This window comes from Cumulibacter soli (genome assembly GCF_004382795.1).
Lineage (GTDB): Bacteria > Actinomycetota > Actinomycetes > Mycobacteriales > Antricoccaceae > Cumulibacter > Cumulibacter soli.
In genome coordinates, this window is sequence record NZ_SMSG01000002.1 from 471,328 (window position 1) to 496,004 (window position 24,677).

Here is a 24,677-nt window from a genome sequence, read left to right on the forward strand (position 1 = left end):
ACTTCTAGTCAGCGACCGACGATTAACTTTACAGGGCAGCCAGTGATCGGTCAAAGCCAGCGCCGTCGCAATCGGGTGGCCTCCCTCACCAGAACGGCCGAACCGAGCGACATCGGCGGTGGATTACCCTCAGCGTATGCCAGCCGAACTCACCAGCGTCGATGCCTACGCCGCGACCGTCCGCGCCCTACTGCCGCCGGCCGCCCCGGCTGACGTACCCCTCGCGGACGCCGACGGACTCACGCTCGCCGAGGACCTCCTGGCGCGCGTCGCGTTGCCGACGTTCGACAACTCGGCGATGGACGGGTACGCCGTCCGGCACGCAGATCTGAACGCCAACGGCCCCACTACCCTGCCGGTCAGCGCGGACATCCCCGCCGGCCGAACCGAGAATGAACCGCTGCGACCCGGTACGGCCGCGCGGATCATGACCGGCGCGCCGGTCCCGGACGGCGCAGACACCATCGTTCAGGTCGAGTTGACCGATGCTGCGCAGACCGGCGCGCTCCCGGACCAAGTGACAATCAGCGAACCGGTGGCCGCCGGCCGACACATCCGCCCGAAGGGCGAGGAGGCGGACGCCGGCGACGTGCTGCTGCCCGCCGGCACCGTGTTGACCCCCGCGGCGCTCGGTCTCGCCGCCGCGAGCGGACACCCCACCGTGCGGGCGTATCGGCGTCCGGCAGTGCTGGTGCTCTCCACCGGCAGTGAACTCGTCTCGCCGGGCGAGCAGTTGCGGCCGGGGCAGATCTACGAATCCAACTCCGTCACCCTCGTCAGCGCGCTGCGGCGCATCGGCGCGAACGCCAGAGCACTGAACCTGGTCGCGGACGACGTACCGACCTTCAACGAGCGGCTGCGCGATGCCGCCTCGGAGGCCGATCTGATCATCACCAGCGGCGGCGTCAGCGCTGGTGCGTACGAAGTGGTGAAGGAAGCTCTCACCGGATCGGTCGAGTTCACGAAGGTCGGCATGCAGCCAGGGATGCCCCAAGGCAGCGGGCACTTCGAGGGCACGCCGATCATTACCCTTCCGGGTAACCCGGTCAGCGTGTTCGTGTCGTTCGAGGTATTCGTCCGCCCGGCGTTGCTGGCGTGGATGGGTCTGCCGGACACTGAGCGCCCCGGGTTCGTCGGCACCTGGGCCGGTGCCGCGCAGTCATCCCCCGCCGGCAAGCGCCAGTTCTTGCGCGGCGTATGCGATATCCCCACCGGTCAGGTCGAACCGGTTGGAACTCCCCCCTCGCACATGCTCGCCTCGCTGGCCCGCGCGAACTGCCTGGCCGTCGTCGGCGAGGACGTCGAGGCGATCGGCCCCGGCGACGAGGTCGAGATCTGGCTGCTGGATTCCGCGCTGTAGCGATTGATGAGGAGCGAGATATGGCTGAGCTGAGCCACGTCGATGGTCGCGGTCAAGCGCGCATGGTCGACGTATCTGCCAAGGAAATCACCGCCCGCGAGGCGACCGCCCGCGCGAAACTGCTGACCACGCCCGAGGTGGTGGCGTTGCTACGCGGCGACGGTGTGCCAAAGGGCGATGCACTCGCGGTCGCGCGGATCGCCGGAATCGCCGCGGCGAAGCGCACGCCGGACCTGATCCCGCTGTGCCACCCCATCGCGATTCACTCGGTCAAGGTTGAGTTGGAGGTGGTGGACGACGGGGTGGAGATCACCACCATCGTGCGTACCGCCGATCGCACCGGTATCGAAATGGAAGCGCTCACCTGCGCCGCCGTCGCCGGGCTCAACCTGGTCGACATGGTGAAAGCGGTCGACCCGGCGGCGGTGATCGCCGACGTTCGGGTGGACCAAAAACTCGGCGGCAAGACCGGCGAATGGAACCGGCCGTGACGTCGTTAGTCGGTCGGGCGCTGGTGCTCACCGCCTCCAACCGCGCGAGCGCGGGCGTATATGAGGACACCAGCGGTGAGTTTCTCGAGCGCGAGTTGCGGCAACTCGGTCTCGACGTGCACCGCACGGTACTTCCCGATGACACAGACGCATTGGCTGACGCGATGCGCCGCGCCGCCGCGGACGGCATCGACCTGGTGCTGACCACCGGCGGCACCGGACTGAGCCCCACGGACGTCACGCCGGAGGCCACCGCGACGGTGATCGATCGGCCCGCGCCCGGACTGGCCGAGGCGATCCGGGCGTACGGCGCGCCGAGTGTGCCCACCGCGGTGCTTTCGCGCGGAATCGCCGGCATCGCCGTACGCACCCTGATCGTGAATCTGCCCGGCTCCAAGGGCGGGGTAAAAGACGGACTCGCCGTCCTGGCGCCACTACTCGGGCACATCCTCAGCCAACTCCACGGCGGCGACCACCCCCGCCCGTAACCGGTCGCCTGCGCACTAAACCACTAATGACGTGAGGTGCAGACGCGCACCGCTCGGGCCACTGGCCCTGTGTGGACGCCGTGCATTACGGTCGGGCCGTTTCCGCCATCACCTCGGAGGACGCGCGCTCGCGCGACTCAGACGCCGTGTACCGAGACGATGGTCTCCAGCGCCATTTCGACCATGTCGCCGAAGGACTCCTGACGCTCCAGCGCCGTGGTCTCTTCACCGGTCAGCAGATGATCGGAGATCGTCAACAGGGCCAGACCCTTGCGGCCGAACTTCGCCGCCAGGGTGTACAGCGCGGCGGCCTCCATTTCGACGGCGTACACGCCATATTCGGCCAGACCGCTTACCAACTCGGCGCGGTCGTTGTAGAACGAGTCCGAGGAAACGCAGTTGCCGACGTGCATTCCGAAGCCGCGCTCGTCGCCCACGGAGTACGCCGCCTGCAACAGTTCGAAATCGGCGATCGGTGCGTACGACGCGCCGTGGAAGCGCAGGTGGTTCAGATTCGAGTCCGTGCACGCGGCCTGCGCGAGCACGACATCGCGGATCTTCACCTCATCGCGTAGACCGCCGGCGGAGCCGACCCGGATCACCGTCTGTACGTCGTAATCCGCGAACAGTTCGTGTGCGTAGATCGAGAACGACGGCATGCCCATCCCGGAGCCTTGCGAGGAGATCCGGATCCCCTTGTAGGTGCCGGTAAACCCGAGCATGTTGCGGATGTCGGAGTATTGATCGACGTCCTCGAGATAGGTCTCAGCGATCCACTTCGCGCGCAGCGGATCACCGGGCATCAGGACGTAGGGTGCGATCTGGCCGGGCTCAGCCCCGATATGTAAGCTCATGCGCCCAGCCTATGGCGCGTGCCGCGCGGCGATGCTCAGGGGCACACAGCGACCAGATGAACAGTGAGCGTCGTTACTGGCAGGCCATCTCGTAGTCGTCTTCCCAGTCGCTCATCAGCGACGAGGTCGATTCGCCCATCGGATCATCGATATGACACACCTGGTAGCCGTCGCCGTCATCGAGCAGGCCGACGACGAGATAGGTTTCGTAAGTGTCGAGCTCGGTCGGCACATCGACGACCTCCCACACGACTATCGCGATCTGGCCGTCGTCGACATCTTCGCTCGTTTCGTCCAGCACATGGCCGGTCCCGAACGTGACACCCATCGTGCCCGAATCCAGGATCTGCTCCAACTGCACCACGACCTCGCCGCGAGACAGTTCGGCAATCGCGGACGCGTCACCATCGTCCAGCGCCGTCATCACGCTCTGGGTGACCTCCGCTGGATCGGACTCGCCACCTGGTCCGCTCCCCGCGGGTGCACCCGCTTTTGTGCTCGGATCTCGTAGTACCAGAATCAGCGCGACCACGATGGCCAGCACCAGCACGATACCGCCAGCCAGATAGGCCGGCAGTCGGGAAGGTCCCGCCGGCGGACCATAACCCGCTGGCGCACCATAACCCGCCGATAGACGATAGCCCGGTGTCGCACCATAACCCGCCGATGGACGATAACCCGGTGGCGCGCCGTAACCCGTTGGCGGACCGTAGCCCGTTGGCCGATAGACATAGTCCGTTGGCCGGCCATAGGGAGCGCCGTCGGGCGGATAGGGCTGGTTCATCGGGTGGCCTTCCGAAGCGGGCAGGAGGCGGTCGCCGCCCTCAGACGCCTCGCGACGCGGCGCGGATCCACCGAGCAGCCGCACTCGACCGTTTCGTCTGCTGAAAACGCAGTCTCAGCGAGGAGATAACCCTGTCACGGCGATATCTGCGCTCCTGCTCTGCGTTTTCAGTGCCACCGCACACCACGAGGCCGTGCCGTAGCGCCGTGTCGGTGCAGGCCGGCAAGCGCGAACAATTATTCGGCGTCGCGTCGGTTACGGGTGATGTCGTTGCGGGCAGCGAGTTCGTCGTCCGGCGGGTAGTCGACGGCTACCAATGTCAGTCCGTTCGCCGCGGCAACCGCGACCTCGCTGGAACGCTCCTCGAGCGCCAGCAGCCCCGACGGCCAGTCGATCGGCTTGCGACCTTCGCCCACCGCCAGCATGGCGCCGACCAGTGAGCGCACCATGGAGTGGCAAAATGCGTCCGCCTGCACGCGGGCGAGGACCGTATCGTCGCGTTCGCGACCCCAGGTAAACGCCTGCAAGGTACGGATCGTGGTCGCGTCGGGACGGCGACGGCAGTACGCCGCGAAATCGTGCAGTCCCACTAACTGATCCGAGGCGGCCTGCATGAGCGCGGTATCCAACGGACGTGGCCAATGCACTACGCCGACCCGACGCAGCGGGTCAATCCCCCACGGGCGGTCCGAGATCCGGTACTCGTAACTGCGCGACAGCCCGGAGAACCGGGCATCGAACTCACCGGGCACGACACGAATCGCCAATACGCGCACGTCCGGAGGCAGCAGCCCGGCCAGCCGACGCACCAACATTCGCGAGTGATCGGCGTACACCTGCGCAGGCAGGTCCAGATGTGCGACTTGGCCGCTGGCGTGCACACCCGCATCGGTGCGCCCGGCCACGGTCAAGCGCACCTCTTGGCGCAGGATCATCGCCAACGTCGTCTGCAGTACGCCGCACACCGTGCGTCGTTCGGGCTGCACCGCCCAACCGGAGAATCCGGTTCCGTCGTACGCGATGTCCAGGCGCAGCCGCACCAGCGACTGTCCGGAATGCGCCAGGAGCCCGCCACCGTGACCGGTGACGGGCTCCTGGGTGAGGTTGTTACTCGGCATCCTTAGCGGGCGCCTTGTCGGAGTCAGCGGCGTCAGCCTCTGCGGAATCAGCATCGGCGGCGTCGGCCTCTGCGGCCTCTGGCTCCGAAGCTTCAGCGGCGTCGGTGGCCTCTGGCTCCGAGGACTCAGCAGGTTCCTGGTCCTTCTCGAACTGCGAACCGCGCGCCGCCTCGGCCTCACGGACGACCTTGGTCGCATCCGAGGCTTCCTCGACGAGCTCGATGATCGCCATCGGCGCGTTGTCGCCCTTGCGCGGACCGATCTTGATGATGCGGGTGTAGCCACCCGGACGGTCCGCGAAGCGCGGGCCGATCTCGGCGAACAAGTGGTGGACGACGTCCTTATCGCGGATGGTGGACATCACGATACGACGGGCGTGCAGGTCACCTCGGCGAGCGAAGGTGATCAACCGTTCTGCGTGCGGACGCAGACGCTTGGCCTTCGCTTCGGTGGTGGTGATCCGGCCGTGCTCGAACAGCGCGGTGGCGAGGTTCGCGAGCATCAGCTTCTGGTGCGATGCGCTACCGCCGAGACGGGCGCCCTTGGTGGGCGTGGGCATGATCGGTGCTCCTGTCGGTTACTGCTATGCAAACGGGTAGTGGGGTGCGGCGAGCCGCGCGAGCCCTAGAGCTCTTCAGTCTCGGCGTAGTCGGCTTCACCCTGGCCGGAGCCATCGGAGAATCCGGTGTCCAGGTCGTCGTACAGTCCGGCGATCTGCGACGGATCGAACGGCGACGCGTCCTTCAGGCCAAGTCCCATGCCGTGCAGCTTGACCTTGACCTCATCGATCGACTTCTGACCGAAGTTGCGGATGTCGAGCAGATCGGCCTCGGTGCGCGAGACGAGTTCACCCACGGTGTGGATGCCCTCACGCTTGAGGCAGTTGAAGGAACGGACCGTGAGGTCCATGTCCTCTATCGGCATCGTGTACGACGCGAGGTCGGCGACCTCGGACGGCGACGGGCCGACCTCAATGCCTTCGGCCTCGACGTTGAGCTCATGGAACAGACCGAAGAGCTCGACCAGCGTACGACCGGCCGACGCGATCGCGTCGCGCGGCAGGATCGACGGCTTGGTCTCGACGTCCACGACCAGGCGATCGAAGTCGGTGCGCTGCTCGACGCGGGTGGCCTCGACCTTGTAGCTGACCTTGAGCACCGGGGAGTAGATCGAGTCGACCGGGATGCGGCCGATCTCTTGTCCCTGCTGCTTGTTCTGCGGCGCGGGGACGTATCCACGGCCACGCTCGACGGTCAGCTCGATCTCGAGGCTGCCCTTATCGTTGATCGTGCCGATCTTCAGATCAGGATTGTGCACGGTGACGCCGGCCGGTGCGGCGATATCGCCGGCGGTCACATCACCAGGGCCCTGCTTGCGAAGCACGATCGTGACGGGCTCGTCCTCCTCGGAGGAGACGACGAGTTCCTTCAGGTTCAGGATCAGCTCGGTGACGTCTTCCTTGAGCCCCGGAACGGTCTGGAACTCGTGGAGTACGCCGTCGATCTTGATGCTGGTGATCGCAGCACCGGGAATCGACGACAGGAGGGTGCGACGCAGGGAGTTACCGAGGGTGTAGCCGAATCCGGGTTCGAGCGGCTCAATGACGAACTTCGAACGGAGCTCATCGATGGGCTCTTCAGTGACGGTAGGACGCTGCGAAATGAGCACAGAGGTTTCCTTTCTGGCGGATCGCCCGCTATATGACGATCAGCGCGGTGCGAGCTCGACGAACGAGCCCGCACCGAGGTGATTACTTCGAGTAGAGCTCGACGATGAGGTGCTCGGCGACCGGAATCTCGATCTGCGAACGCTCCGGCAACTGATGAACCAGAACCTGCAGAGTGTTCGGATTGACGTGCAGCCACGCCGGAACCGGACGCTCGCCCATGGTCGCCTTCGCGATCTCAAACGGATCGGTCGACAGCGACTTCGGCTTGACCTCGATGATGTCGTACGGAGTCACGCGGAAGCTCGGGATGTTGACCTTGCGGCCGTTCACGATGAAGTGACCGTGCGAGACGAGTTGGCGGGCCTGCCGACGGGTACGAGCGATACCCGAGCGGTAGATGACGTTGTCCAGACGCGACTCGAGGATCTGCAGCAGGTTGTCACCGGTCTTGCCCTGGCGACGAACGGCCTCTTCGTAGTAGCGGCGGAACTGCTTCTCCAGGACGCCGTACGAGTACTTCGCCTTCTGCTTTTCCTGCAGCTGGGTGAGGTACTCGGACTGCTTGATGCGGTTGCGACCGTGCTGACCCGGGGGGTACGGACGACGCTCGAACGACTGGTCGCCGCCGACCAGATCGACGCCGAGGCGACGGGAAATGCGGGTCGCGGGGCCTGTGTAACGTGCCATGTTTCTTTACTCCTGTATCTTCCCGCGCTTAGACGCGACGACGCTTCTTCGGACGGCAGCCGTTGTGCGCCTGCGGGGTGACATCGGAGATGGTCCCAACCTCGAGACCAGCAGCGGTCAGCGAGCGGATCGCCGTCTCGCGGCCCGAGCCCGGGCCCTTCACGAAGACGTCGACCTTCTTCATACCGTGGTCCTGCGCCTTGCGGGCAGCGTTCTCGGCAGCCATCTGAGCGGCGTACGGGGTCGACTTACGCGAGCCCTTGAAGCCGACGTGACCGGCCGAGGCCCAGGAGATCACCGCACCGGTCGGGTCGGTGATCGAAACGATCGTGTTGTTGAACGTGCTCTTGATGTGAGCCTGCCCGACGGCAACGTTCTTCTTTTCCTTGCGACGGACCTTCTTCGCGCCCGCGCGTGCTTTTGGAGGCATGTGGCCTTCTACTCCAAGTTCTTAGGGATGTCGTTGGTCGATGGTGGAAGAAGAACTACTTCTTCTTCTTGCCGGAGATGGTCTTCTTCGGACCCTTGCGGGTGCGCGCGTTCGTGCGCGTGCGCTGCCCGCGAACCGGCAGTCCACGACGGTGACGGATGCCCTGGTAGCAGCCGATTTCCATCTTGCGACGGATGTCGGCCTGAACCTCGCGGCGGAGGTCACCTTCGACCTGCAGGTTGTTGTCGATGTACTCGCGCAGCTTGATCAGGTCCTGTTCGGTCAGGTCCTTCACGCGGGTGGTGCCGTCGACGCCCGTGGCTTCGAGGGCCTTCTCGGACGACGTGCGACCGACGCCGTAGATGTACGTGAGGGCGATGACCGTGCGCTTTTCGCGCGGCAGGTCGACGCCGGAAATGCGTGCCATGTGCTCGTGGCTCCTTGTGGACAGTGGTGTCCGGTGTTGTTACGAGGTGTGACCCGCGCTCCCGGGCTAGCCACAGCCCGGCCCCGGCCTCGTAAAACCGGGGGTCTCCTGGAGGAGTTGCGAGAGTCGATTACTGGTGGTTCAACTTGCGAACCAGCCGGTTGGTTACTGCTATCCCTGGCGCTGCTTGTGGCGCAGGTTGTCGCAGATCACCATGACACGGCCGTGGCGACGAATGACCTTGCACTTGTCGCAGATCTTCTTGACGCTGGGGTTGACCTTCACGTGATGATGCCCTTACGGAGTTGTTCGACTAGGTATGCGGCGTGCCGTCTACTTGTAGCGGTAGACGATGCGTCCGCGGGTCAGGTCGTACGGCGAGAGCTCCACAACCACACGATCCTCCGGGAGGATTCGGATGTAGTGCTGACGCATCTTGCCCGAAATGTGCGCAAGAACTAGGTGCCCGTTCTCCAACTCAACGCGGAACATCGCGTTCGGGAGTGGTTCAACTACCTTGCCTTCGACCTCGATCGCGCCGTCTTTTTTCGCCATAACCTCTAACCATCGTCTGCATGTTGACAGCACCTCCCGGACCGGGAAGTGCCGCTCTGCGCGGCGCGACTGAGGGACACCCTGATTTCGCGGCCACAGCGAAGGAGACAGGGCTAGCACACGCCAACGAACTACTTTACGACATATGTCCCAGATCGCGAAAGGTAGAGCCTAGCGACCTCGATCACTAGATCGCCGCACCTATATATATCGCCGGAACTACAGTTTCGAGCGTCGCACCACAACGGTGGACCAGGAGGGTCGGCCACGCACGCTGATGGGCACCAGGGGTCGCTCGGTAGGCTCGCGCGCCTTGTCTTTAATAGTCGTCCACATGTTCGTGACGAAGTCGTCGGAGACGAGTTGCATCGCCGGCGAGAGATACAGGCGAATGGTGCTCCAGGACGCGTGCACGTCGATCTCGACGCCCTGGGGCGGAACGTCAGCCTCGCCGAAGTCAAGTTTGAAGGTCGCCATCGACCCGGTGAGCGTCAGGTGCGGTGTCACGCGCCAACGGCCGCGCCGGGTAACGGTGGCGCTCGCAGATCCCTCCAGGACGGTCTCGACGGGAGCCGTCCACGGCTGGCTCACCGCCTCGCCTGGCACGAGCGCAGAGCCGGCCGCAACTTGAGCGCCCGGCGAAACTTGTCCACCGAAGGTCGCCTTCGTGGCCGCGGGGAGGTCCCCCAGCAGCGCGCGCAATTCGCCACGATTCGTCGCGTCCTGCGCGCGGGTCACGCGCTGCTCAAACTCGTCGAGGTTGAGGTATCCGCCGGACATGCTCTCACCCAGTAACGCCACGACCTCTTCGCGCTCGAGATGCCCGACGCGCACCTGATCGTCGGGACGGGCATGCGGATTCGTCGGGCCACTCACGCCCCCAACCGTAATGGTTCGCGCAGCCGATGACCGCTCGGCCCTCACCCGAATGCTTAGGATGTTCGGTCGAGTTTGTGTTTCTTGGATCTTCCCGGTGGTGGTCTTCGGCAGGGCGTCCACTCTCGCAACTCTTCGGGATCTAGGTCAGGTCGATCAGGGTGTCGCCCTGAGCAACGGAGTCACCTTCTTGGACCGCGATCGCGGCAATAGCGCCTTCGGCTTCGGCGCTCACCGGGATCTCCATCTTCATGGACTCGAGGATCAACAACTCCTGGCCCTCGGTGACCGTCTGCCCTTCCTTGACCAGGATCTTCCATACGCTAGCGGTCATCTCGGCCACAATTCTCTGCGTCATTGCTACTCCATTGATCGGGTGGTTCTGGCTCTACTGAGACGCCGCCGGGCGGCGCCTAAGTAGAACGGTCTTACGGGCGAAAGGGTGTCGTCGGAGGACCGACCTGCGTCGCGAGCACCCGCTGGGCCTCGTGCACAAAACGCACGAGCAAGGCGCGAGTCTGAGCCGGATCGATGATGTCCTGCCTCGTCACCTCAGCCGTTCGGAACGGTGACGCGATCGCCTCCATCCGGGACTCGATCTCGCGGCGCTTCGCCTCGGGGTCGGACGCGGCGGCGATATCGGCCCGGAAAGCCGCGTCGGTGCCCCCGGAGATGTGCATCGATCCCCATTGCGCCGTCGGCCACGCATATCGGCGGAACATCCCAGTGGACCGATGGTGAACGGCACCGCCTACGCCGAAGATGCGGCGTACCACGATTGTCAGCCAGGGCATCCGAGTACGGCAGGTCAGCCAGACCAGGTCGGCGCCGGCCCGCTCGATGCCAGTTCGCTCGGCATCCTCGCCAACCATGAAACCTGGCTCATCCGCAAGCGACACCAGCGGAAGGTGGAACTGATCGCACAGTTGCATCAAGTGCATCGCCTTGCGGCCTGCGGCCACATCCGTAGCGCCACCAGCGAACTTAGGATTATTCGCCATGATCCCGATCGGGTAACCGTCGATTCTGGCCAGTCCGGTAACTCTCGAACGCCCGAAATCGGGAGAAATCTCGAAGAACGATTCATCGTCAACGACCGCCTCGAGCAGACGCCGCACGTTGAAGGGTTGCCGCTTGTTTTCCGGGATGAGTTCGCGTAGCGATGCTGCGCGGCCTCGAGGTTCACGCGCTTCGCCCCGCAAAGGAACCTCATCGACATTGGCGGGAAGGTAGGAGAGGAAACGCCTGACTTGCCGGATCGCGTCCTGCTCGTTGTCGGCAATGTTGTTCACCGAACCGCTGATTCGGGTGTGCAACTCAGCGCCTCCGAGCTCCTCCTTAGTCACATCGATACCTAGGGCAGCCTTGACGACTGGGGGCCCACCGGGGAACAAGTGCGACGTACCCCGAACCATTACGTTGAAGTGACACATGCAGCCGTTGATCGCTGGCAGACCCGCGACGGATCCAAGGATCGCTGACACAACGGGGACATGCTGCAACAACTCGACATCATGGACCGTGTAGGAGTTTCCGTCGGGCAGGTAGGTTCGCCCTATCTCCAGGAACCCGCGAACGCTGCCACCCGCGCCGTCCAGCAATCGCACAAACGGCACCCGCCACTCTCGCGCCCGTACGACCACGCTCGATTCCATGCCGAGTGCGCCGTGACTGCTTGCCGACCCGGACCCGCCCTTGACCGTGAAATCGCCCGCGTGCAGGAATACCAGCCGTCCATCGACATCGCAAGACCCGGTGACCTCGCCCTTAGGGGTGAACGCGGCGAGCCGGTCGCCTTCGTAGATTCCCTCACCGCCTAGGTATCCGGTCTCCTCGAAGGTGCCCGGGTCGGCGAGTAATTCGATTCGCTCACGTGCCGTCAAACGGCCATTGGTGTGGTGGCGTTCGACTTGCTGCTCACCGCCCATCTTCTCAGCGAGCGCACGACGGTGCTGGATCTCCTCGATACCGTGGTTGTAGCCGGTTTCCAACTAGATCCCGGCCTCAGTCAGCTCAAACTCCGCAAGTACTTCGGCGGTGTGCTCGCCAATCCGCGGAACGGTGCGGGACCGAGATGAGTCACTCAGCCCTACCGGGGCGACCGGCCCGGGAACATTGAAGGTCCTTCCGTTGGGTGAGGTGACCTCGACGATCGTGCCGGTGCCATCCGCCAACGCGGCGTTGGCGTACTCCGACGGCGATTGGACCGGTCCGCATGGGATCCCGGCAGCAGCCAACTGCTCAACGATCTCGTCACGGGAGCGGACAGCGCACCATTGTCCGACGAGTTTCTCGGCTTCGTCTCGACGCTCGAAGATCGCCTGCTCATAGGAGATCGACGCCGGTAACTCGGGATGGCCGATCGCGCGGCACAACTTGGCCCACTTCGCCTCCCCGATCGGGGACAGAATGACGACGCCGTCCTTCGCGTCGAAGGTGTTGATGAAGGAGCTAGCGACTCGGTTGCCGATGCGCTGCGGGTGTTTTCCGGTCAGCGATGTCTGGACCTCGTGTGCCAGGCTCGCGGAGAAGGCCTGCAGCATGCTGAGATCAACGAATGCACCCACTCCCGAGCGCTGCCGCCGAACCAGCGCGAACATCGCGGCGAGCGCGGCGTGGTACGCGGCAACGTGGTCGGCGATGAACGCAGCCGCGAGAGTCGGCCCTGAGTCCGGCGTACCCGAGAAGTACGGGATACCGCTCATAGCTTGGATGATGCCGTCCAGCGCACGCATGTCTCGTCGCGTGCCTGTCGTGCCGAAGCCTGTCACGTGCACCATGATCAGCGCAGGGTTTAGCGCCTTCAACGACTCATAATCCCAGCCGAGTCGGGCAGGTACGTCAACCGTGTAATTCGTGAGCACGATGTCCGCCACAGCTACCATCTGTTTAAAGTTGGCCAGGCCGCTCTCGGTCTTCAAGTCGATCACGACGGAGCGTTTGCCGCGATTGTGGCAACTGAAATAGATGCTCTCGCCGGTCTCGTCCCGCGGGTAAGACGCGCGAGCGATCTCACCGTTCGGCGGTTCGATCTTGATCACGTCCGCGCCGTGGTCAGCCAAGATCTGCCCGCATTGTGGCCCGGCGATCGCGTGCGTGAGTTCCAGAACACGGATGCCTTCCAGGCTGGTGGGCTCGGAACCATTCATCGGCAACCTCGCATCATTCTCGTGTGCGGCGACCCCCGGCTTGGCGTGCCTGGTCACCTTCGGTCGGCAGCGCTCGGATCACGCCCCGGGGTTCGTTTTAATAGCTAACTAAGAGCAGTTTCGGACGCTACTTGAGACGCGCGGGGCCGATCAACGCCGTGAGCACATCTCAAGGGTCCCTATACCTACGCAGGCTGGGTCAGCAGCCTCCCCCGATGCCCCATTACACGCATCGGCCCCGTCCGCAAGACGACCTAGTGGGACCGCTCATCGAGCAAGCCCCGGCGCGTCAGTTCCACCACCAACGAAACCCGTGAGGTGCACCCGAACCGTCGGTACAGCCGGCTCAGATGAGCTTCGATCGTCTTGCGGCTGAAGTGCAGTTGCTCCGCGATTTCGCGATTATTCAATCCGGACCGCACCAGGTCGACCAACTCCTGATCCCGAGGCGTCAAGGCATCGACGTCTGGTCGCCGCACGGGGGCTGCTGACGCCCCGGTACGCCGCGGCGGAGGAACGAAACCCGTGCGGCACTCGAGCTCGATCAACGACACCCTTCCTAGCAACTTGTGCTTCGGCGCCAGACGTTGAAGTTCCCACCCACTCTTGAGAATTCGCATCGCATGCCCCTCGGCGAGGCTCTTGGCAAATAAGTCCGCCGCAAGATTCACGTCGTCGTCTCGTTGTACCGCGGCCAAGGACGCCGCAAACACCGTACTCGGGTATCCGCAGTCCCTTGCCAATCGCTCTAGCTCGGCGCCGTAAGGGTCCACTGGCTCCCCGGCGGTTAGGCTGTCGTTGACTAGCGTGACGAGTGCAGTTCGCATAGTCGCCACCCAGCGGGCCTTGCGGGCGGCATCCAGGGTCTCGGTTACCAACTGTCGATCAATTCTACGTTTCTCGATGGCGGCCTCAGCCTGCTCGCGGAGGATTCGAGCAACCATCCCGGCACGCGTCGGGCGTAGATGAAGGTCCTGCTCATCGACCGCGGCAAACGCCAACTCGGGTGCGCCACGGTCGAGGTGAATCTCGGCCTCCAGCGCTCGGAGCCAAACCGAATTCGCCGGGATTCCCACTCGCTCGAACGTGACACTCGCCCAACGCATCAACTCTAACGCCGAGTCGACCTCTGCCCTGCCGACAATGCAGGTCGCCTCAGCTGTGGATCTCAGACCGCCGAGATCGAGCGGCCGAGGTCTGGGATCGGCTTCAAGATGGGCCAGCGCGCGCCCCGCACCATCGATATCACCGATTTGCGCGTAAAGGTAGGCGAGCGACTCAGCCGCCGAGATCGTCCGCGCCGATCGCAGACCAGACTTATCGGATTGTCGAACGATCTCGCTCAGCCCACACACCGCGAGATCAAGGAGCGAGCGGTCGCCGGTGATCGTACCGGCGATTCCCGCGTGCGATAGCGCCAACTCGTCGTGTGCAGAACCTGGAGTATTCAAGCGGTCCCGCAACGACGGCAACAATCCGTTCAGGTCTTCCGTCCGCCCGGTCGTCGCGAGACTCGCGCACAGTTGCGCCTCTATCCTGACGTCACCGGGAAATTCCTCGAGCGCCTCGTTGCCCAGTTTGATAGCTCGCGGGTAATCACCGCTCGCGTAGGCGACGCCAACCATAATCGACCACAGAGTGCGTCGGTGGGAGGGATCCAGCTCCGATTCCAGAGCCGACTGCCCGACAGCAAGCGCCTGCTGGGGCCTTGACCCCTTCCACAGTGCGGTCACCAGCCCCATCCGCGCCGTACTCATCCGCACGCGGTCGTCCGAGGCGACAAGGTCTAACGCCCGTTCGTACCACTTCGCGGCTACCAGGGGGCCCGCGGTTGACATTGTGATCGCCATCCAGATCGCGGCGTCGACAGCGTTTGTGTCGCCCCGCTCGGCACTGGCAACCAGTAGGCGCGCGTGACGCGCTCGCTCCCGGTCGTTTGTGGGCGCAGGTAGGCGATCTAGGATCTCCCGATGGAGTCGAATCTGCTCCATTGGTCCGAGGTCGTCGCGAAGCAACTCGGCGACCAACTCGTGCGCGAACACGTAACGTCCATCGCTATTCCTTTCAATGATGTCGGACTGTACGAGTCGATCAAATGCGTCCTGCCCCCGCTCGGTCGGCAAGCCCGCGACTTCGAAAAGTAGCGGTACCACCGTGAGTCTGACGGCGCCAGTGAGCGCCAAGACCTGACCTAAGGCTCTGCCCTCAGGGTCATCGGCGAAGAACCGCTGCAAAATCGCCGCGCGACCACCGATCTGGAGCGACTCCGCGACCGGGATGAGATACACCGAATCTCCCCGGCGCGAAAGGCTTTGCCCCTGCTCAAGGACGCGAGCCACTGCCGTCGCAAACACCGGGTTGCCCCCGGACCGACGAACTACATATTTCACGAGCCCCGCACTCGGCTCCGCACCCAGTTCTTGGCGAAGCAGTTCCGCGAGATGTTCGTCGCTCAAGGGCGCCAGTTCGATAGTGCGACCGCGCATTCCTTCACTAAGCGGACCTAGCGCCGCGGCCAGGGCACCGTCATTGTTCCAAGCGTCGATGCGCGTGGCGACGACCAGCATAAGCGGTCGCTGCGCGAGCCCACGGATCGCTAACTCGACCGCGGCGAGCGTCTCGGCATCGGCAAACTGCACGTCGTCCAGCACCACGAGCAGCGGAGCCTCGCTGGTGATGGCTTCGAGCGTCTCGGCAACGAGAGAGAGTACGACACCGCCGGTCTGTTTCCGCGCCGCCGACGTCTCGTTCCTGAACGAGGCCTTCTTGAGATCGTCCGCCAGGCCAGCCAATCGCGGTCGGCTCTGCGCGATGGCGTCAACACCGGCGGCGAACGGACGCAATGTAGCGAATGCAACGTCCTTATCCCGGATGCTCGCGGTTGCCTCAAGGACGGCGAATCCACGGCCCAACGCCTGTGCCGCGAAGTCCGACAGGACGCGAGACTTACCGCTCCCCGGCTCGCCGAGAACAAGTACGGTTCGGGCCTGACCCTCGAGCACTATCTCGGCGTCGTCAAGCAGCGTCTGAAGCACATCGGCGCGACCGACCGCGGCTCGGCGTTCAATAGACATGACCCCTACTCGCAGTTGAAGAATGCACTGTAGTGATCACATTTTCCGATACCACGACTGGCTCAGACGACGCTCCCTGACGCCTGCATATCCGTGGATGTGGAGCCAGCGGTTCCACCGCGGCGTTTGCGTCGCGTACCGATTCCTTCCCAGCGGTCTGCGCCGGCGTCTACCAAGGAGTTCACGGCGAGAACCGTCAGTACAAGAGCGATGCCGGGCGGGTAGATCGCGTTCGGCGCAATTGACAGGAAGTCGAACGCGCTGCGCATCATGCTTCCCCAACTCGCGGTCGGCGGCTCGACCCCAAGACCGAGGAAGGACAGGCTGGCCTCGGCGAGGATCCCAGTTGCGAATAGGAGAGCGGATTGGACGACGATTGGACGCAGGCTATTCGGCAGTACATGGCGCCACATCGCACGCATGCGCGTCGCTCCGTAGGTTTCCGCAACTTCGACAAACAGACGCTTACGGATCGACAGAACCTGGCCCCGGACGATCCGGGCAATTACAGGCGTGAACACAATGCCTACCGCGATCATGGACATTGTCAGCCCGCCACCGAGCGCGGCGCTCACGCCAATTGCGAGAACGAGCGCGGGGAAGGCCAGCAGTGTATCGACGATTCTCATGAGAACTGTGTCGACCCAACCGCCGAAGTAACCAGCTATCAAGCCCAACGGGATTCCGAGGATGATCGACGTGATCACCGCGGTCAGCGACGCCAGCAGCGAGGTGCGGCCGCCGTACAACAGCCGGGTCCATAGGTCGCGACCTACATCATCTGTGCCTAGCAGATGACCCTGTTCGCCAAACCCAAGAAATGCCTGCGGCCCCTGCAGGTCCGGGGTGCCAGTACTGATGAGCGGCGCCAAGATGAGGCACGCCAGCAGGAACACTAGATATATAGCGGAAATGAGTGCACGCTTGTCACTCTTGAGCCAAGTCCACACGGCCGTTCTCCTACCGAGTCCGCGGATCGACAACTCGATAGAGAATGTCGACGATCAGGTTGACAATGATGACCATGGTTGCGGTGACTAACACGATCCCTTGGATGATCGGATAGTCCTTCTGCAGAGTCGCGTGCATGATTTGGCCGCCAAGACCACCCATACCGAAGACCGCCTCGATAACGACCGTGGCACCGAGAAACTGATTGAACACCAGACCGGCGATCGTCAGGGTCGGCACAGCGGAGTTGCGGAACGCATGCCAGACGATTCTCCTCTGTGACAGCCCCTTCGCGTAGAGCGTGCGTACCGAATCGGTTTGCAGTGCAGTGATCATCGCACCGCGCACCTGTCTCCCGATCTCGGCCGCACCCACCACGCCCATCGCCACAGCCGGAAGGATCGAGTAACGAATGGCCTCGGCCGGATCGTCGAAGATGCTCACCGACCCGCTGGCGGGAAGGACCGCGAGGTTGAGCGCAAACACAACAACGAGGATCAGCCCGAGCCAGAAGCTCGGCATGGCGTGCCCTACCGCGAAGGCGGCGCTCGTAACCCGATCTGTCACGCGATTGGCGCGCCAGCCTGCCACGATTCCGCCGACAATGCCGAAAACTAGGGCGAATACGAACGCCAGCAGCACCACCGTGAGGGTGATCGGAACCGTGCGGATCAAGTTTGGAGTGATCGCCTCGCGTGTGAACAGAGATTGGCCCAGGTCACCTTGCAGCACGCCGCCCAGCCAGGATCCGTACTGTTCTACCAGCGGCCGATCCAGGCCCAACTGCTGCCGGATCGCCTCGACCTGTTCCTCGGTCGCGCTCTCACCCGCGATGCTCACGGCTGGATCGCCGGGGATGATCTGGATCAGCATGAACACCAAGATGCTGGCTAAGAGAAGCGTCGGTAGGACGGAAACCATCCGCCTCGCGATCATCCCAACGAACATTCAGCCCTCCCTTTGCCGCGGCGGGCCGACCAGGCCCACCGCGGCGCGCTGATACAACTAGCCTTCGTCGATCCACAGGAAGCTCACATCGGTCTTCCCATAGATCTTCGGCACATATCCCTTAACGCTCGGATCCATCGCCGTCACCCGCGGAGAGAACACCATCGGCAGGAACAGCAGCGAATCCACGAAATACTGCGCGGTCGGCTCGAACGCCTCGACCCGAGCGTCGTCGCCGACTACCTCGTTGCCCGCGTCGATCTTTTCCTGCGCATCGGGCTCGGAGTACTTCCCGCCGTTGAAGTAACCTGTCGGCGACAGCAGATTCTGGTATGTCTGGCTCGGGTCCGGCCGTCCAGTCCACGAGGCGCAGTACAGGTTGAACTTCTGATCCACGTACGCCATTGTCGCGGCCCCGACCTCTTGAATATCGATGGTCAACGAGATTCCGGCTTCCTTCAGGTAGCCCTGAATCAGTTCGAGTTTTCGCTGCTCGCCAGGCCCCGTGTGCGTGATTGCCTCCACCGTGGGATTCTCGATACCCGATTCGGCGACCAGTTGCTTCGCTTTCTCCGGGTCATACTCGTACGGCCATTCCGCGGTCGGATAGGCCCAGTACTCACTAGGGAAGATCGAGCTTGCAACTTCTCCCCCGGCCCCGAACGTGATCGCTTCTTTGAAGCTCTCATAGTCGATGGCATATGCGATCGCTTGCCGAAGCTTGACATTATCGGTCGGCGCCATCGTTGCGTTCATATAGCAACCGTCCGACTGCAGCGTTGACTGCGCATCCACCACAAGTTGCGAGTTCGTGCTGAGTGTCTGCCAAGTCTGCGCGATCATCGACGCCGCGAAGTTCACCTCGCCGCTGGTAATCGAGTTTGTCAAGGTCTGGATGTTGGTTATGAACTTGAATGAGATCTTGTCGAGGTGGACGTCGTCCGCGTTCCAATACTCTTCGTAACGTTCGACTTCCAAGGAATCACCCGGCGCGTGGCTGACAAGTTTGAAGGGGCCGGTGCCCGTTGGCTGCTGGGCGATCGCGTCGTCTCCCTGGTCCGCTACGGTTGGGGAAACCATCATCCCCGAGCGATCCGCGAGGATCAGCGGCAATGAGCTGTCCGGGTGAGCGAGATTGAGTTGGACCGTGTAGTCATCGATGACGTCGACCGATGTGACGGATCCCAGTTCTGCCTTGACATTGGAGATTTCTGACGTCCTCGCCCGATCGAGGTTGTACTTCACAGCCTCCGCGTTGAACGCGGTTCCGTCGTGGAACGTCACGCCTTCCTGGAGTTTGAGCTCAAGCGTCGTTGGATCGAGATACTCGAAGGACTTGGCGAGCCCTGGTTCGGCCTTCATATCGTCGCTGAAGTTCACCAAGCGGTCGTACATCGTGTAGAGCATGTGATGGTCACCGCCCGACCCGCCTCGGATCGGATCGGCCGATGACAGACCAACTATGTAGCCGACCTTCAGCTCACCGCCGTCAACCGGCTCGCCGTAACTGGATGGCAGCTCCTGGGCTGCAACGTCACCGTTACCACTGCCACTCCCACCACCGCACGCCGTCGCCGTAAGCGTCAGGGCGATCGCCGCGGCCGCCGTCGCAAGTCCGCGTCTGCGGGTCAGACCTCGAAGTTTCACTGGTGCCTCCTGGTTCCTCAAGTGCTAGGACTACCGGTTGTGCACGCCGGTGCTATGCGACGTGCGTCGTACCTCTGAGCGCGAGTTCGCCCACGAAATGGCATGAGGCCTCATGTCCGGCCTCGGCCGCGGAGTGGCTTTCCGGTGGTTCGTTGCACAATTCGGTGGCATACCGGCAACGCGTCCGGAACCTGCATCCCGTCGGGGGGTTCAGCGGACTGGGCAACTCGCCCTCGAGCAGGATCTGCTCGCGCTTGCGGTATCGGCTCGGGAGCGCCTGCGGCTCCGCCGAAAGGAGTGCTTCGGTATAGGGGTGCGCCGGCATGTTCACGACGTCTGCCGTGGGCCCACGTTCGATGATTCCGCCGAGATACATCACCGCGATGTCGTTGCAGACTCGTGAGACGACACCGATATCGTGCGAGATGAACAGATAGGCAATGCCAGTGTCTTGTTGCAGGTCGACCAGAAGATTCAGGATGTCGGCTTGTATCGAGACGTCGAGCGCGGAGACCGCTTCATCGCAGATCAATACTTTCGGATCCAGCGCGAGCGCCCGCGCGATATTTACCCGTTGCCGCTGGCCGCCAGATAGATCCCGTGGCTTACGCTCACCCTGGCGCTGCGACAGCCCCACTCTGTCGAGCAGTTCGGCGACGCGCGAAGTCAACGCTCGGCCCTTCAGCCCATGCTGGATTGTCAGCGGCTCCGCAATCGACTTCGCGACTGGCAATCTCGGGTCGAGCGATTCGCTCGGGTCTTGGAACACCATCTGCACTACGCCTCGATGCCTCCGACGCTGCTTGTGCGACATCGACTCGGTGCGCATTCCTGCGATGGTGATCTCGCCCGCCGCGATCGGAGACAGGCCCATGATTGCCCGCGCGAGCGTCGATTTACCCGATCCCGACTCGCCGATAACTCCCAGAGTCTGTCCAGGACTCAGCTCGATGCTGACGTCATTGAGCGCGTGCAGGATCCGATTGCGGCCAAGCTTGAACTCCACCGTCAAGCCGCGCACTGACACGATCGGGTCATCTGCCGACTCGGGTTCGCCCGCTGGCTTGACGACGTTCGCTGGAACGGTCATGCCTTCGCACACTCCTTATCGCGCTCGCCATGATCGACCGCGGTGACTGCCCCCGGCAGGTCTAGTTCGCGTGCAAAATGACACCTCGCCAAGCGTCCCTCAAACGCCTCGAGCTGCGGATGCTCCGCTATACAGACGTCCTGCGCGAACTCGCACCGGGGAGCGAAGCGACACCCCTCAGGCATCTCGTCCAACCCGGGCACGCGCCCCGGAATGCTGGTCATCCGCTCATTCGCCTGGTCAGCACGAGGAATGGCGCCGATCAGGCCGGATGTATACGGATGCTTGGGAGTAGTCAACGTGTCATCTACGTCGGCGACCTCGACTATTTCGCCCGCGTACATGGTGATCACCCGCGAGCACAGTTCAGCGACCACACCGAGGTCGTGGGTGATGAACAGCATCGCGGAGTTGTACTCGCGACTCAGACGACGCAGCAGGTCGAGAATTTGGGCCTGCAACGTAACATCCAGCGCCGTGGTCGGCTCGTCCGCAATGACCACCGATGGATTATCTGCGAGCGCCACCGCGATCATCACCCGCTGGCGCATTCCGCCGGAGAGTTGGTGCGGATAGTCCTTGAACCGGGCTTCCGGCTCGGGGATACCGACGTCCGCAAGGAGCCTGATCGAGCGATCCCGCGCTTCGCTCTTCGAGAGCTTGGTATGAGCTCGAATTGTCTCGACCAACTGACTACCGATGGTGAAAACTGGATCGAGTGCGGTGAGCGAATCCTGGAACACCATTGCGATCTCACGACCGCGGATTGGCGCCCATTCTTTCGGGCTCAGGCCCTGTACTTCTTTGCCGGCGATCTTGACCGAACCGCTCGTCTCAGCGGACGGCAGCAGTCCCATAATCGACAGTCCCGTGACCGTTTTTCCGCTACCGCTCTCGCCCACCAGACCGACGATTTCGCCCGGCTGCAACTCAAAACTCGAATCGCTAACGGCTCGCGCATATGAGTCACCTACCGGGAAGTCCACGCACAGGCCCTGCACCCGCAACGCGGGCCCGCCATGGGTCATTTCTTCCTGCTGGTCAACCATGTCCGGCAACGGCCCTCCCACGTTCCTAGACGACCCCGCAAGAGCCGTGGAACAAACTATGGCCGCGACCGGCGTCACAGAGAACCGGTCAGATCCCTATCTGAACTTCGTAGGGACCCTTCGGGGACCACCGCGAGGGAGTTTCGCCAGCCCGAGCAGGATCTCGTCGCTATGCTCACCCAGTTGGGGCACTGCTCGCGAGCGCGGTGTGCGCGCTAGGCCTACGGTGCCGCCGATCGGCCCGGGAGTGACGACCGTGCCGCCTCCCGGAGCGGTGACCGTGAGCGTCGCGCCGGCATCGACAGCTCGGTCTGCGTACTGCCGCGCGGTCAGGACGGGACCACATGGGATACCAGCATCATCCATGATGCCTATGACTTGCCCAGTGGAGCGGTCGGCGCACCACCGCTCGACAAACTCTTCGGCCTCATCACGGCGCGAGTCGACCATCTCGCGATACGGTATCTCCTCCGCCCAGTCGTCTCGCCCAATTAACTCACTGAACAACCGCCACTTGGCATCACCAATCGGCGCGAGGTACACGACACCATCCGTTGTATGGAATGTATTAGCGAATGCCGTGGCGACGCGATTCCCGGAAGGCTGTGGTTCGGCACCTGATAGGGCGGCATCAAGGAAGTGTGCTGAGCCAGCGGCGTAGGAGTCGAGCATGCTGATATCGACCAGCGATCCCTGTCCGGTCCGCTCCCGCTCGCGCAGTGCGAACATCGCCCCGAGCGCCGCGCTATAGCTGGCGATGTGGTCGGCTACGAAGGCCGACGACAAGGTCGGAGCCTGCCCAGGTTCACCAGTGGACGCCGGGATCCCACTCATCGACTGGATGATCCCGTCGTACGCCCGCCTGTCGGCATCCGGGCTGGTCCGGCCGAATCCCGTTATATGAACGAAAATCAGCCATGGGAACTCTTCCTTGAGTTGTTCGTAGTCCCACCCGAGTTTGGTCGGAACGGCAGCCGAATAGTTGGTCAGGATGATGTCGGACTGAGCGACGAGCGTGTCCATAACCTGCTTGCCCCCGGCAGATTTCAGATCGAGTGTGATCGAACGCTTGCCGCGGTTGTGGCAACTGAAATAGACACTGTCGCCGCGCAGGACCGGCCGGGCCATCCGCGACGAATCCCCTTCGGGGGGCTCGATCTTGATGACGTCGGCCCCACGATCGGCGAGGATCTGTCCGCACTGCGGCCCGGCAATCGCGTGAGTGAGTTCCAGTACTCGGATTCCGGTCAACGCCCCCGGGCTGGGCGGGTCCTCGCTCATCTTTAGGCTTCCGCCTGCGTCGGCGTGCGGTCGAGTTTGTGTTTCTGGATCTTCCCGGTGGTGGTCTTCGGCAGGGCGTCCACGATCACGAACTCCGGCACCTTGTATGGCGCCATGTGCGTGCGCGCCCACTCTCGCAACTCTTGGGGATCCGGTGTCGCTACGGCGCCGGCGACCTCGATGTAGGCGCGGGGGCGCTCGCCGCGTTTGGGATCCGGAACACCCACCACTGCGGCCGCACTGATCGCTGGATGGTCGAACAGCAGCGATTCGATCTCGGTGGGGAAGACGCTCATCCCGTTGACCTTCAGCATCTCCTTATTACGACCGATGTAGCGCAAGCAGCCGTTCTCGAAGAACACACCGCGGTCTCCGGTGCGGAACCAGCCGTCCGCGAACGACGCCGCGGTAGCCTCCGGATTCTGCCAGTACGCGGTCAGCACTGAAGGTGAACGCACCAGAATCTCGCCTTCGGTTCCTACCGGCAGGGTTCGTCCGGTATCGAAGTCGGCGATTTTGATCTCGGTGCCCGGCATCGGCAGCCCGACGAATACTGGCTCGAACCCGAGATCCTCATCGTCCTGCTGGAAGCCGACGACAAAAGTATCTGCCGTGTGGGTCTCGGTCATACCGTAGGCGCCTTCGCGCAACACCGACTGCGAACCGACCCGATCGGCCCAGGCTCGCCGGATCTCGCCGGACAACTTCGTCACGAACGACATCGTTGCCGGAGCCGTGACAGAGCTCAGGTCGTAGTCGTCGAAGTCGTCACGTGCCATCAGATCCAGGTAGTTGTCGACGGTTCCGGACATCGCCGCGGCACTGTACGTCTGAACCGACTTGAGCACCGCCAGCGGATCCCAGCGGGTCAGCAGCACGCAAGTACCGCCGGTGTAGATCGGCGCGATGACCGCAATGTTCTCGCCAGCGATCCAGAAGACCGGCAGGAAGCTCAGCGACGCCTGCGACACCGTGTCGCCGTCGAGCGTCCCGGACAGTCGCACCGTGGTGCTCGACGCCGCTGTGTAGAGCATGTGGCGCTGAGTGTGCTCGACGCCCTTCGGCATGCCCGTCGTGCCGCCGGTGTAGTTCAGCGCCGCGAGCCGGTCCAGGTCGGGCCGCGGGAACCGGCCCGAATGATCCGTAGGCCAGCGCGCAATATCGGCCCATCGGTAATCTGCGCCCTGCGGCGCCGCGTCGGGCGCGGGTCCAAACGGCACCGGTATGTCGGTCCCGGCGTCGGCGTACTCATCGAGGTCCACCATCACGATTTCGCGCAGCGAGCTGCTGCCGCGCACCTCGTCGAGCATCGGGACGTACTCCCGCTGCGCGAACGCGATCACCGCGCCGGAGTCGTTGAGTTCATACGCCAACTCGGCGCGCTGGAACATCGGGTTCACCGGCACCACGACGCCCCCGGCCTTGATCACGCCCCAGAACGCGACGATGTACTGGGGGCAGTTCTGCATCATCATTGCGACGCGGTCCCCCGTCGACACACCCTGCTCGATCAGGAATGACGCGACTGCGGACGTCTCCCGCTCTAGCTGAGCGAAGGTCAGTTCACCGCCGTAGTAGGCGATCGCAGGCTTGTCGCCGATCGTCTCCGCGCGCCAACTCAGGTACTCCGTCAGCGGAACCTCGCCGTGCAGGTAACGCAGAGTCTTCGGCACATCCGCGGGCCAGGCCCTGTCCTGCCGTCGCTTCAAGTCGGCGAGGATCTCCTGCTCGTTCATCACGTCACGCTCC

The 24,677-nt window shown here is 63.4% G+C and carries 25 protein-coding genes; 3 read left to right on the forward strand and 22 right to left on the reverse strand.

Annotated features, from left to right (window positions below; translation table 11 throughout):
• The first annotated feature begins 136 nt into the window (after positions 1-136).
• The 3 genes from E1H16_RS05925 to E1H16_RS05935 are packed head-to-tail and all read left to right on the forward strand — an operon-like array spanning position 137 to position 2,339.
• Positions 137-1,360, forward strand: a complete 1,224-nt coding sequence (locus E1H16_RS05925) for a molybdopterin molybdotransferase MoeA (protein WP_134322760.1) — start codon at positions 137-139, stop codon at positions 1,358-1,360.
• A 20-nt stretch (positions 1,361-1,380) separates the two neighbouring features.
• Entirely contained in the window at positions 1,381-1,851 is a 471-nt protein-coding gene (gene moaC, locus E1H16_RS05930) for a cyclic pyranopterin monophosphate synthase MoaC (protein WP_134322761.1), read from the forward strand.
• Positions 1,848-2,339, forward strand: coding sequence for a MogA/MoaB family molybdenum cofactor biosynthesis protein (locus E1H16_RS05935; protein WP_243837700.1), 492 nt, complete (start codon positions 1,848-1,850; stop codon positions 2,337-2,339). Before moaC ends, E1H16_RS05935 begins: the two co-directional genes overlap by 4 nt.
• A 137-nt stretch (positions 2,340-2,476) precedes the next feature.
• Here E1H16_RS05935 and deoD read toward each other — a convergent pair whose 3' ends face one another.
• The 22 genes from deoD to E1H16_RS06045 all read right to left on the reverse strand — a co-directional run bounded on the left by deoD (position 2,477) and on the right by E1H16_RS06045 (position 24,664).
• A complete protein-coding gene (deoD, locus tag E1H16_RS05940) occupies positions 2,477-3,193 on the reverse strand; it encodes a purine-nucleoside phosphorylase (RefSeq protein ID WP_134322763.1) in 717 nt (238 codons plus the stop codon).
• Between the two features lie 73 nt (positions 3,194-3,266).
• Positions 3,267-3,743: a hypothetical protein gene (locus tag E1H16_RS05945; protein ID WP_166741640.1), complete on the reverse strand. Its 477-nt coding sequence runs from the start codon at positions 3,741-3,743 to the stop codon at positions 3,267-3,269.
• Between the two features lie 470 nt (positions 3,744-4,213).
• The gene (gene truA, locus E1H16_RS05950; RefSeq protein ID WP_134322765.1) at positions 4,214-5,095 is read right to left on the reverse strand and encodes a tRNA pseudouridine(38-40) synthase TruA; all 882 of its coding nucleotides are present in this window, start codon (positions 5,093-5,095) and stop codon (positions 4,214-4,216) included.
• Positions 5,085-5,654 carry a 50S ribosomal protein L17 gene (rplQ, locus tag E1H16_RS19100; protein WP_134322766.1) on the reverse strand — a complete coding sequence of 190 codons (570 nt, stop codon included), beginning with the start codon at positions 5,652-5,654 and terminating at the stop codon, positions 5,085-5,087. Before rplQ ends, truA begins: the two co-directional genes overlap by 11 nt.
• 65 nt (positions 5,655-5,719) lie before the next feature.
• Positions 5,720-6,763, reverse strand: a complete 1,044-nt coding sequence (locus E1H16_RS05960; RefSeq protein WP_134322767.1) for a DNA-directed RNA polymerase subunit alpha — start codon at positions 6,761-6,763, stop codon at positions 5,720-5,722.
• An 82-nt stretch (positions 6,764-6,845) separates the two neighbouring features.
• Positions 6,846-7,451, reverse strand: coding sequence for a 30S ribosomal protein S4 (gene rpsD / locus E1H16_RS05965; RefSeq protein WP_134322768.1), 606 nt, complete (start codon positions 7,449-7,451; stop codon positions 6,846-6,848).
• Between the two features lie 28 nt (positions 7,452-7,479).
• On the reverse strand, positions 7,480-7,881 hold the full coding sequence (rpsK, locus tag E1H16_RS05970; RefSeq protein WP_134322769.1) for a 30S ribosomal protein S11: 402 nt from the start codon (positions 7,879-7,881) through the stop codon (positions 7,480-7,482).
• Between the two features lie 55 nt (positions 7,882-7,936).
• The gene (gene rpsM, locus E1H16_RS05975; protein ID WP_134322770.1) at positions 7,937-8,308 is read right to left on the reverse strand and encodes a 30S ribosomal protein S13; all 372 of its coding nucleotides are present in this window, start codon (positions 8,306-8,308) and stop codon (positions 7,937-7,939) included.
• A gap of 171 nt (positions 8,309-8,479) precedes the next feature.
• Positions 8,480-8,593 (reverse strand): 50S ribosomal protein L36, encoded by a 114-nt coding sequence (gene rpmJ / locus E1H16_RS05980; RefSeq protein ID WP_106849716.1) that lies wholly within the window; start codon positions 8,591-8,593, stop codon positions 8,480-8,482.
• 48 nt (positions 8,594-8,641) lie between these two features.
• Positions 8,642-8,863: a translation initiation factor IF-1 gene (infA, locus tag E1H16_RS05985; RefSeq protein ID WP_106351127.1), complete on the reverse strand. Its 222-nt coding sequence runs from the start codon at positions 8,861-8,863 to the stop codon at positions 8,642-8,644.
• 219 nt (positions 8,864-9,082) lie between these two features.
• Positions 9,083-9,739, reverse strand: a complete 657-nt coding sequence (locus tag E1H16_RS05990; protein WP_166741641.1) for a DUF1707 SHOCT-like domain-containing protein — start codon at positions 9,737-9,739, stop codon at positions 9,083-9,085.
• 142 nt (positions 9,740-9,881) lie between these two features.
• The gene (locus E1H16_RS05995; protein WP_134322772.1) at positions 9,882-10,097 is read right to left on the reverse strand and encodes a biotin/lipoyl-binding carrier protein; all 216 of its coding nucleotides are present in this window, start codon (positions 10,095-10,097) and stop codon (positions 9,882-9,884) included.
• Between the two features lie 70 nt (positions 10,098-10,167).
• Entirely contained in the window at positions 10,168-11,730 is a 1,563-nt protein-coding gene (locus tag E1H16_RS06000) for an acyl-CoA carboxylase subunit beta (protein ID WP_134322773.1), read from the reverse strand.
• A complete protein-coding gene (locus E1H16_RS06005) occupies positions 11,731-12,888 on the reverse strand; it encodes a CaiB/BaiF CoA transferase family protein (protein WP_134322774.1) in 1,158 nt (385 codons plus the stop codon). It abuts the gene before it with no gap.
• Positions 12,889-13,142: 254 nt separating this feature from the next.
• Positions 13,143-15,962: an ATP-binding protein gene (locus E1H16_RS06010; protein WP_134322775.1), complete on the reverse strand. Its 2,820-nt coding sequence runs from the start codon at positions 15,960-15,962 to the stop codon at positions 13,143-13,145.
• Between the two features lie 62 nt (positions 15,963-16,024).
• A complete protein-coding gene (locus tag E1H16_RS06015) occupies positions 16,025-16,912 on the reverse strand; it encodes an ABC transporter permease (protein ID WP_208378899.1) in 888 nt (295 codons plus the stop codon).
• A gap of 10 nt (positions 16,913-16,922) precedes the next feature.
• Complete coding sequence (locus tag E1H16_RS06020) at positions 16,923-17,861, reverse strand: ABC transporter permease (protein ID WP_134322777.1); 939 nt, start codon at positions 17,859-17,861, stop codon at positions 16,923-16,925.
• A gap of 57 nt (positions 17,862-17,918) precedes the next feature.
• Entirely contained in the window at positions 17,919-19,508 is a 1,590-nt protein-coding gene (locus E1H16_RS06025; protein ID WP_134322778.1) for an ABC transporter substrate-binding protein, read from the reverse strand.
• Between the two features lie 52 nt (positions 19,509-19,560).
• The gene (locus E1H16_RS06030) at positions 19,561-20,598 is read right to left on the reverse strand and encodes an ABC transporter ATP-binding protein (protein ID WP_134322779.1); all 1,038 of its coding nucleotides are present in this window, start codon (positions 20,596-20,598) and stop codon (positions 19,561-19,563) included.
• Complete coding sequence (locus E1H16_RS06035) at positions 20,595-21,668, reverse strand: ABC transporter ATP-binding protein (protein ID WP_134322780.1); 1,074 nt, start codon at positions 21,666-21,668, stop codon at positions 20,595-20,597. Before E1H16_RS06035 ends, E1H16_RS06030 begins: the two co-directional genes overlap by 4 nt.
• A gap of 75 nt (positions 21,669-21,743) precedes the next feature.
• Positions 21,744-22,928 (reverse strand): CaiB/BaiF CoA transferase family protein, encoded by a 1,185-nt coding sequence (locus tag E1H16_RS06040; RefSeq protein ID WP_134322781.1) that lies wholly within the window; start codon positions 22,926-22,928, stop codon positions 21,744-21,746.
• 2 nt (positions 22,929-22,930) lie between these two features.
• On the reverse strand, positions 22,931-24,664 hold the full coding sequence (locus E1H16_RS06045) for an AMP-binding protein (protein ID WP_134322950.1): 1,734 nt from the start codon (positions 24,662-24,664) through the stop codon (positions 22,931-22,933).
• Positions 24,665-24,677: the final 13 nt, after the last annotated feature.

Coding starts and splice junctions, on each gene's coding strand:
- E1H16_RS05925 (WP_134322760.1), top strand. CDS start 137: ATGCCAGCCGAACTCACCAGCGTCGATGCCTACGCCGCGACCGTCCGC.
- moaC (WP_134322761.1), top strand. CDS start 1,381: ATGGCTGAGCTGAGCCACGTCGATGGTCGCGGTCAAGCGCGCATGGTC.
- deoD (WP_134322763.1), bottom strand. CDS start 3,193: ATGAGCTTACATATCGGGGCTGAGCCCGGCCAGATCGCACCCTACGTC.
- truA (WP_134322765.1), bottom strand. CDS start 5,095: ATGCCGAGTAACAACCTCACCCAGGAGCCCGTCACCGGTCACGGTGGC.
- rplQ (WP_134322766.1), bottom strand. CDS start 5,654: ATGCCCACGCCCACCAAGGGCGCCCGTCTCGGCGGTAGCGCATCGCAC.
- rpsD (WP_134322768.1), bottom strand. CDS start 7,451: ATGGCACGTTACACAGGCCCCGCGACCCGCATTTCCCGTCGCCTCGGC.
- rpsK (WP_134322769.1), bottom strand. CDS start 7,881: ATGCCTCCAAAAGCACGCGCGGGCGCGAAGAAGGTCCGTCGCAAGGAA.
- rpsM (WP_134322770.1), bottom strand. CDS start 8,308: ATGGCACGCATTTCCGGCGTCGACCTGCCGCGCGAAAAGCGCACGGTC.
- infA (WP_106351127.1), bottom strand. CDS start 8,863: ATGGCGAAAAAAGACGGCGCGATCGAGGTCGAAGGCAAGGTAGTTGAA.
- E1H16_RS05995 (WP_134322772.1), bottom strand. CDS start 10,097: ATGACGCAGAGAATTGTGGCCGAGATGACCGCTAGCGTATGGAAGATC.
- E1H16_RS06005 (WP_134322774.1), bottom strand. CDS start 12,888: ATGAATGGTTCCGAGCCCACCAGCCTGGAAGGCATCCGTGTTCTGGAA.
- E1H16_RS06010 (WP_134322775.1), bottom strand. CDS start 15,962: ATGTCTATTGAACGCCGAGCCGCGGTCGGTCGCGCCGATGTGCTTCAG.
- E1H16_RS06020 (WP_134322777.1), bottom strand. CDS start 17,861: ATGTTCGTTGGGATGATCGCGAGGCGGATGGTTTCCGTCCTACCGACG.
- E1H16_RS06030 (WP_134322779.1), bottom strand. CDS start 20,598: ATGACCGTTCCAGCGAACGTCGTCAAGCCAGCGGGCGAACCCGAGTCG.
- E1H16_RS06040 (WP_134322781.1), bottom strand. CDS start 22,928: ATGAGCGAGGACCCGCCCAGCCCGGGGGCGTTGACCGGAATCCGAGTA.
- E1H16_RS06045 (WP_134322950.1), bottom strand. CDS start 24,664: ATGAACGAGCAGGAGATCCTCGCCGACTTGAAGCGACGGCAGGACAGG.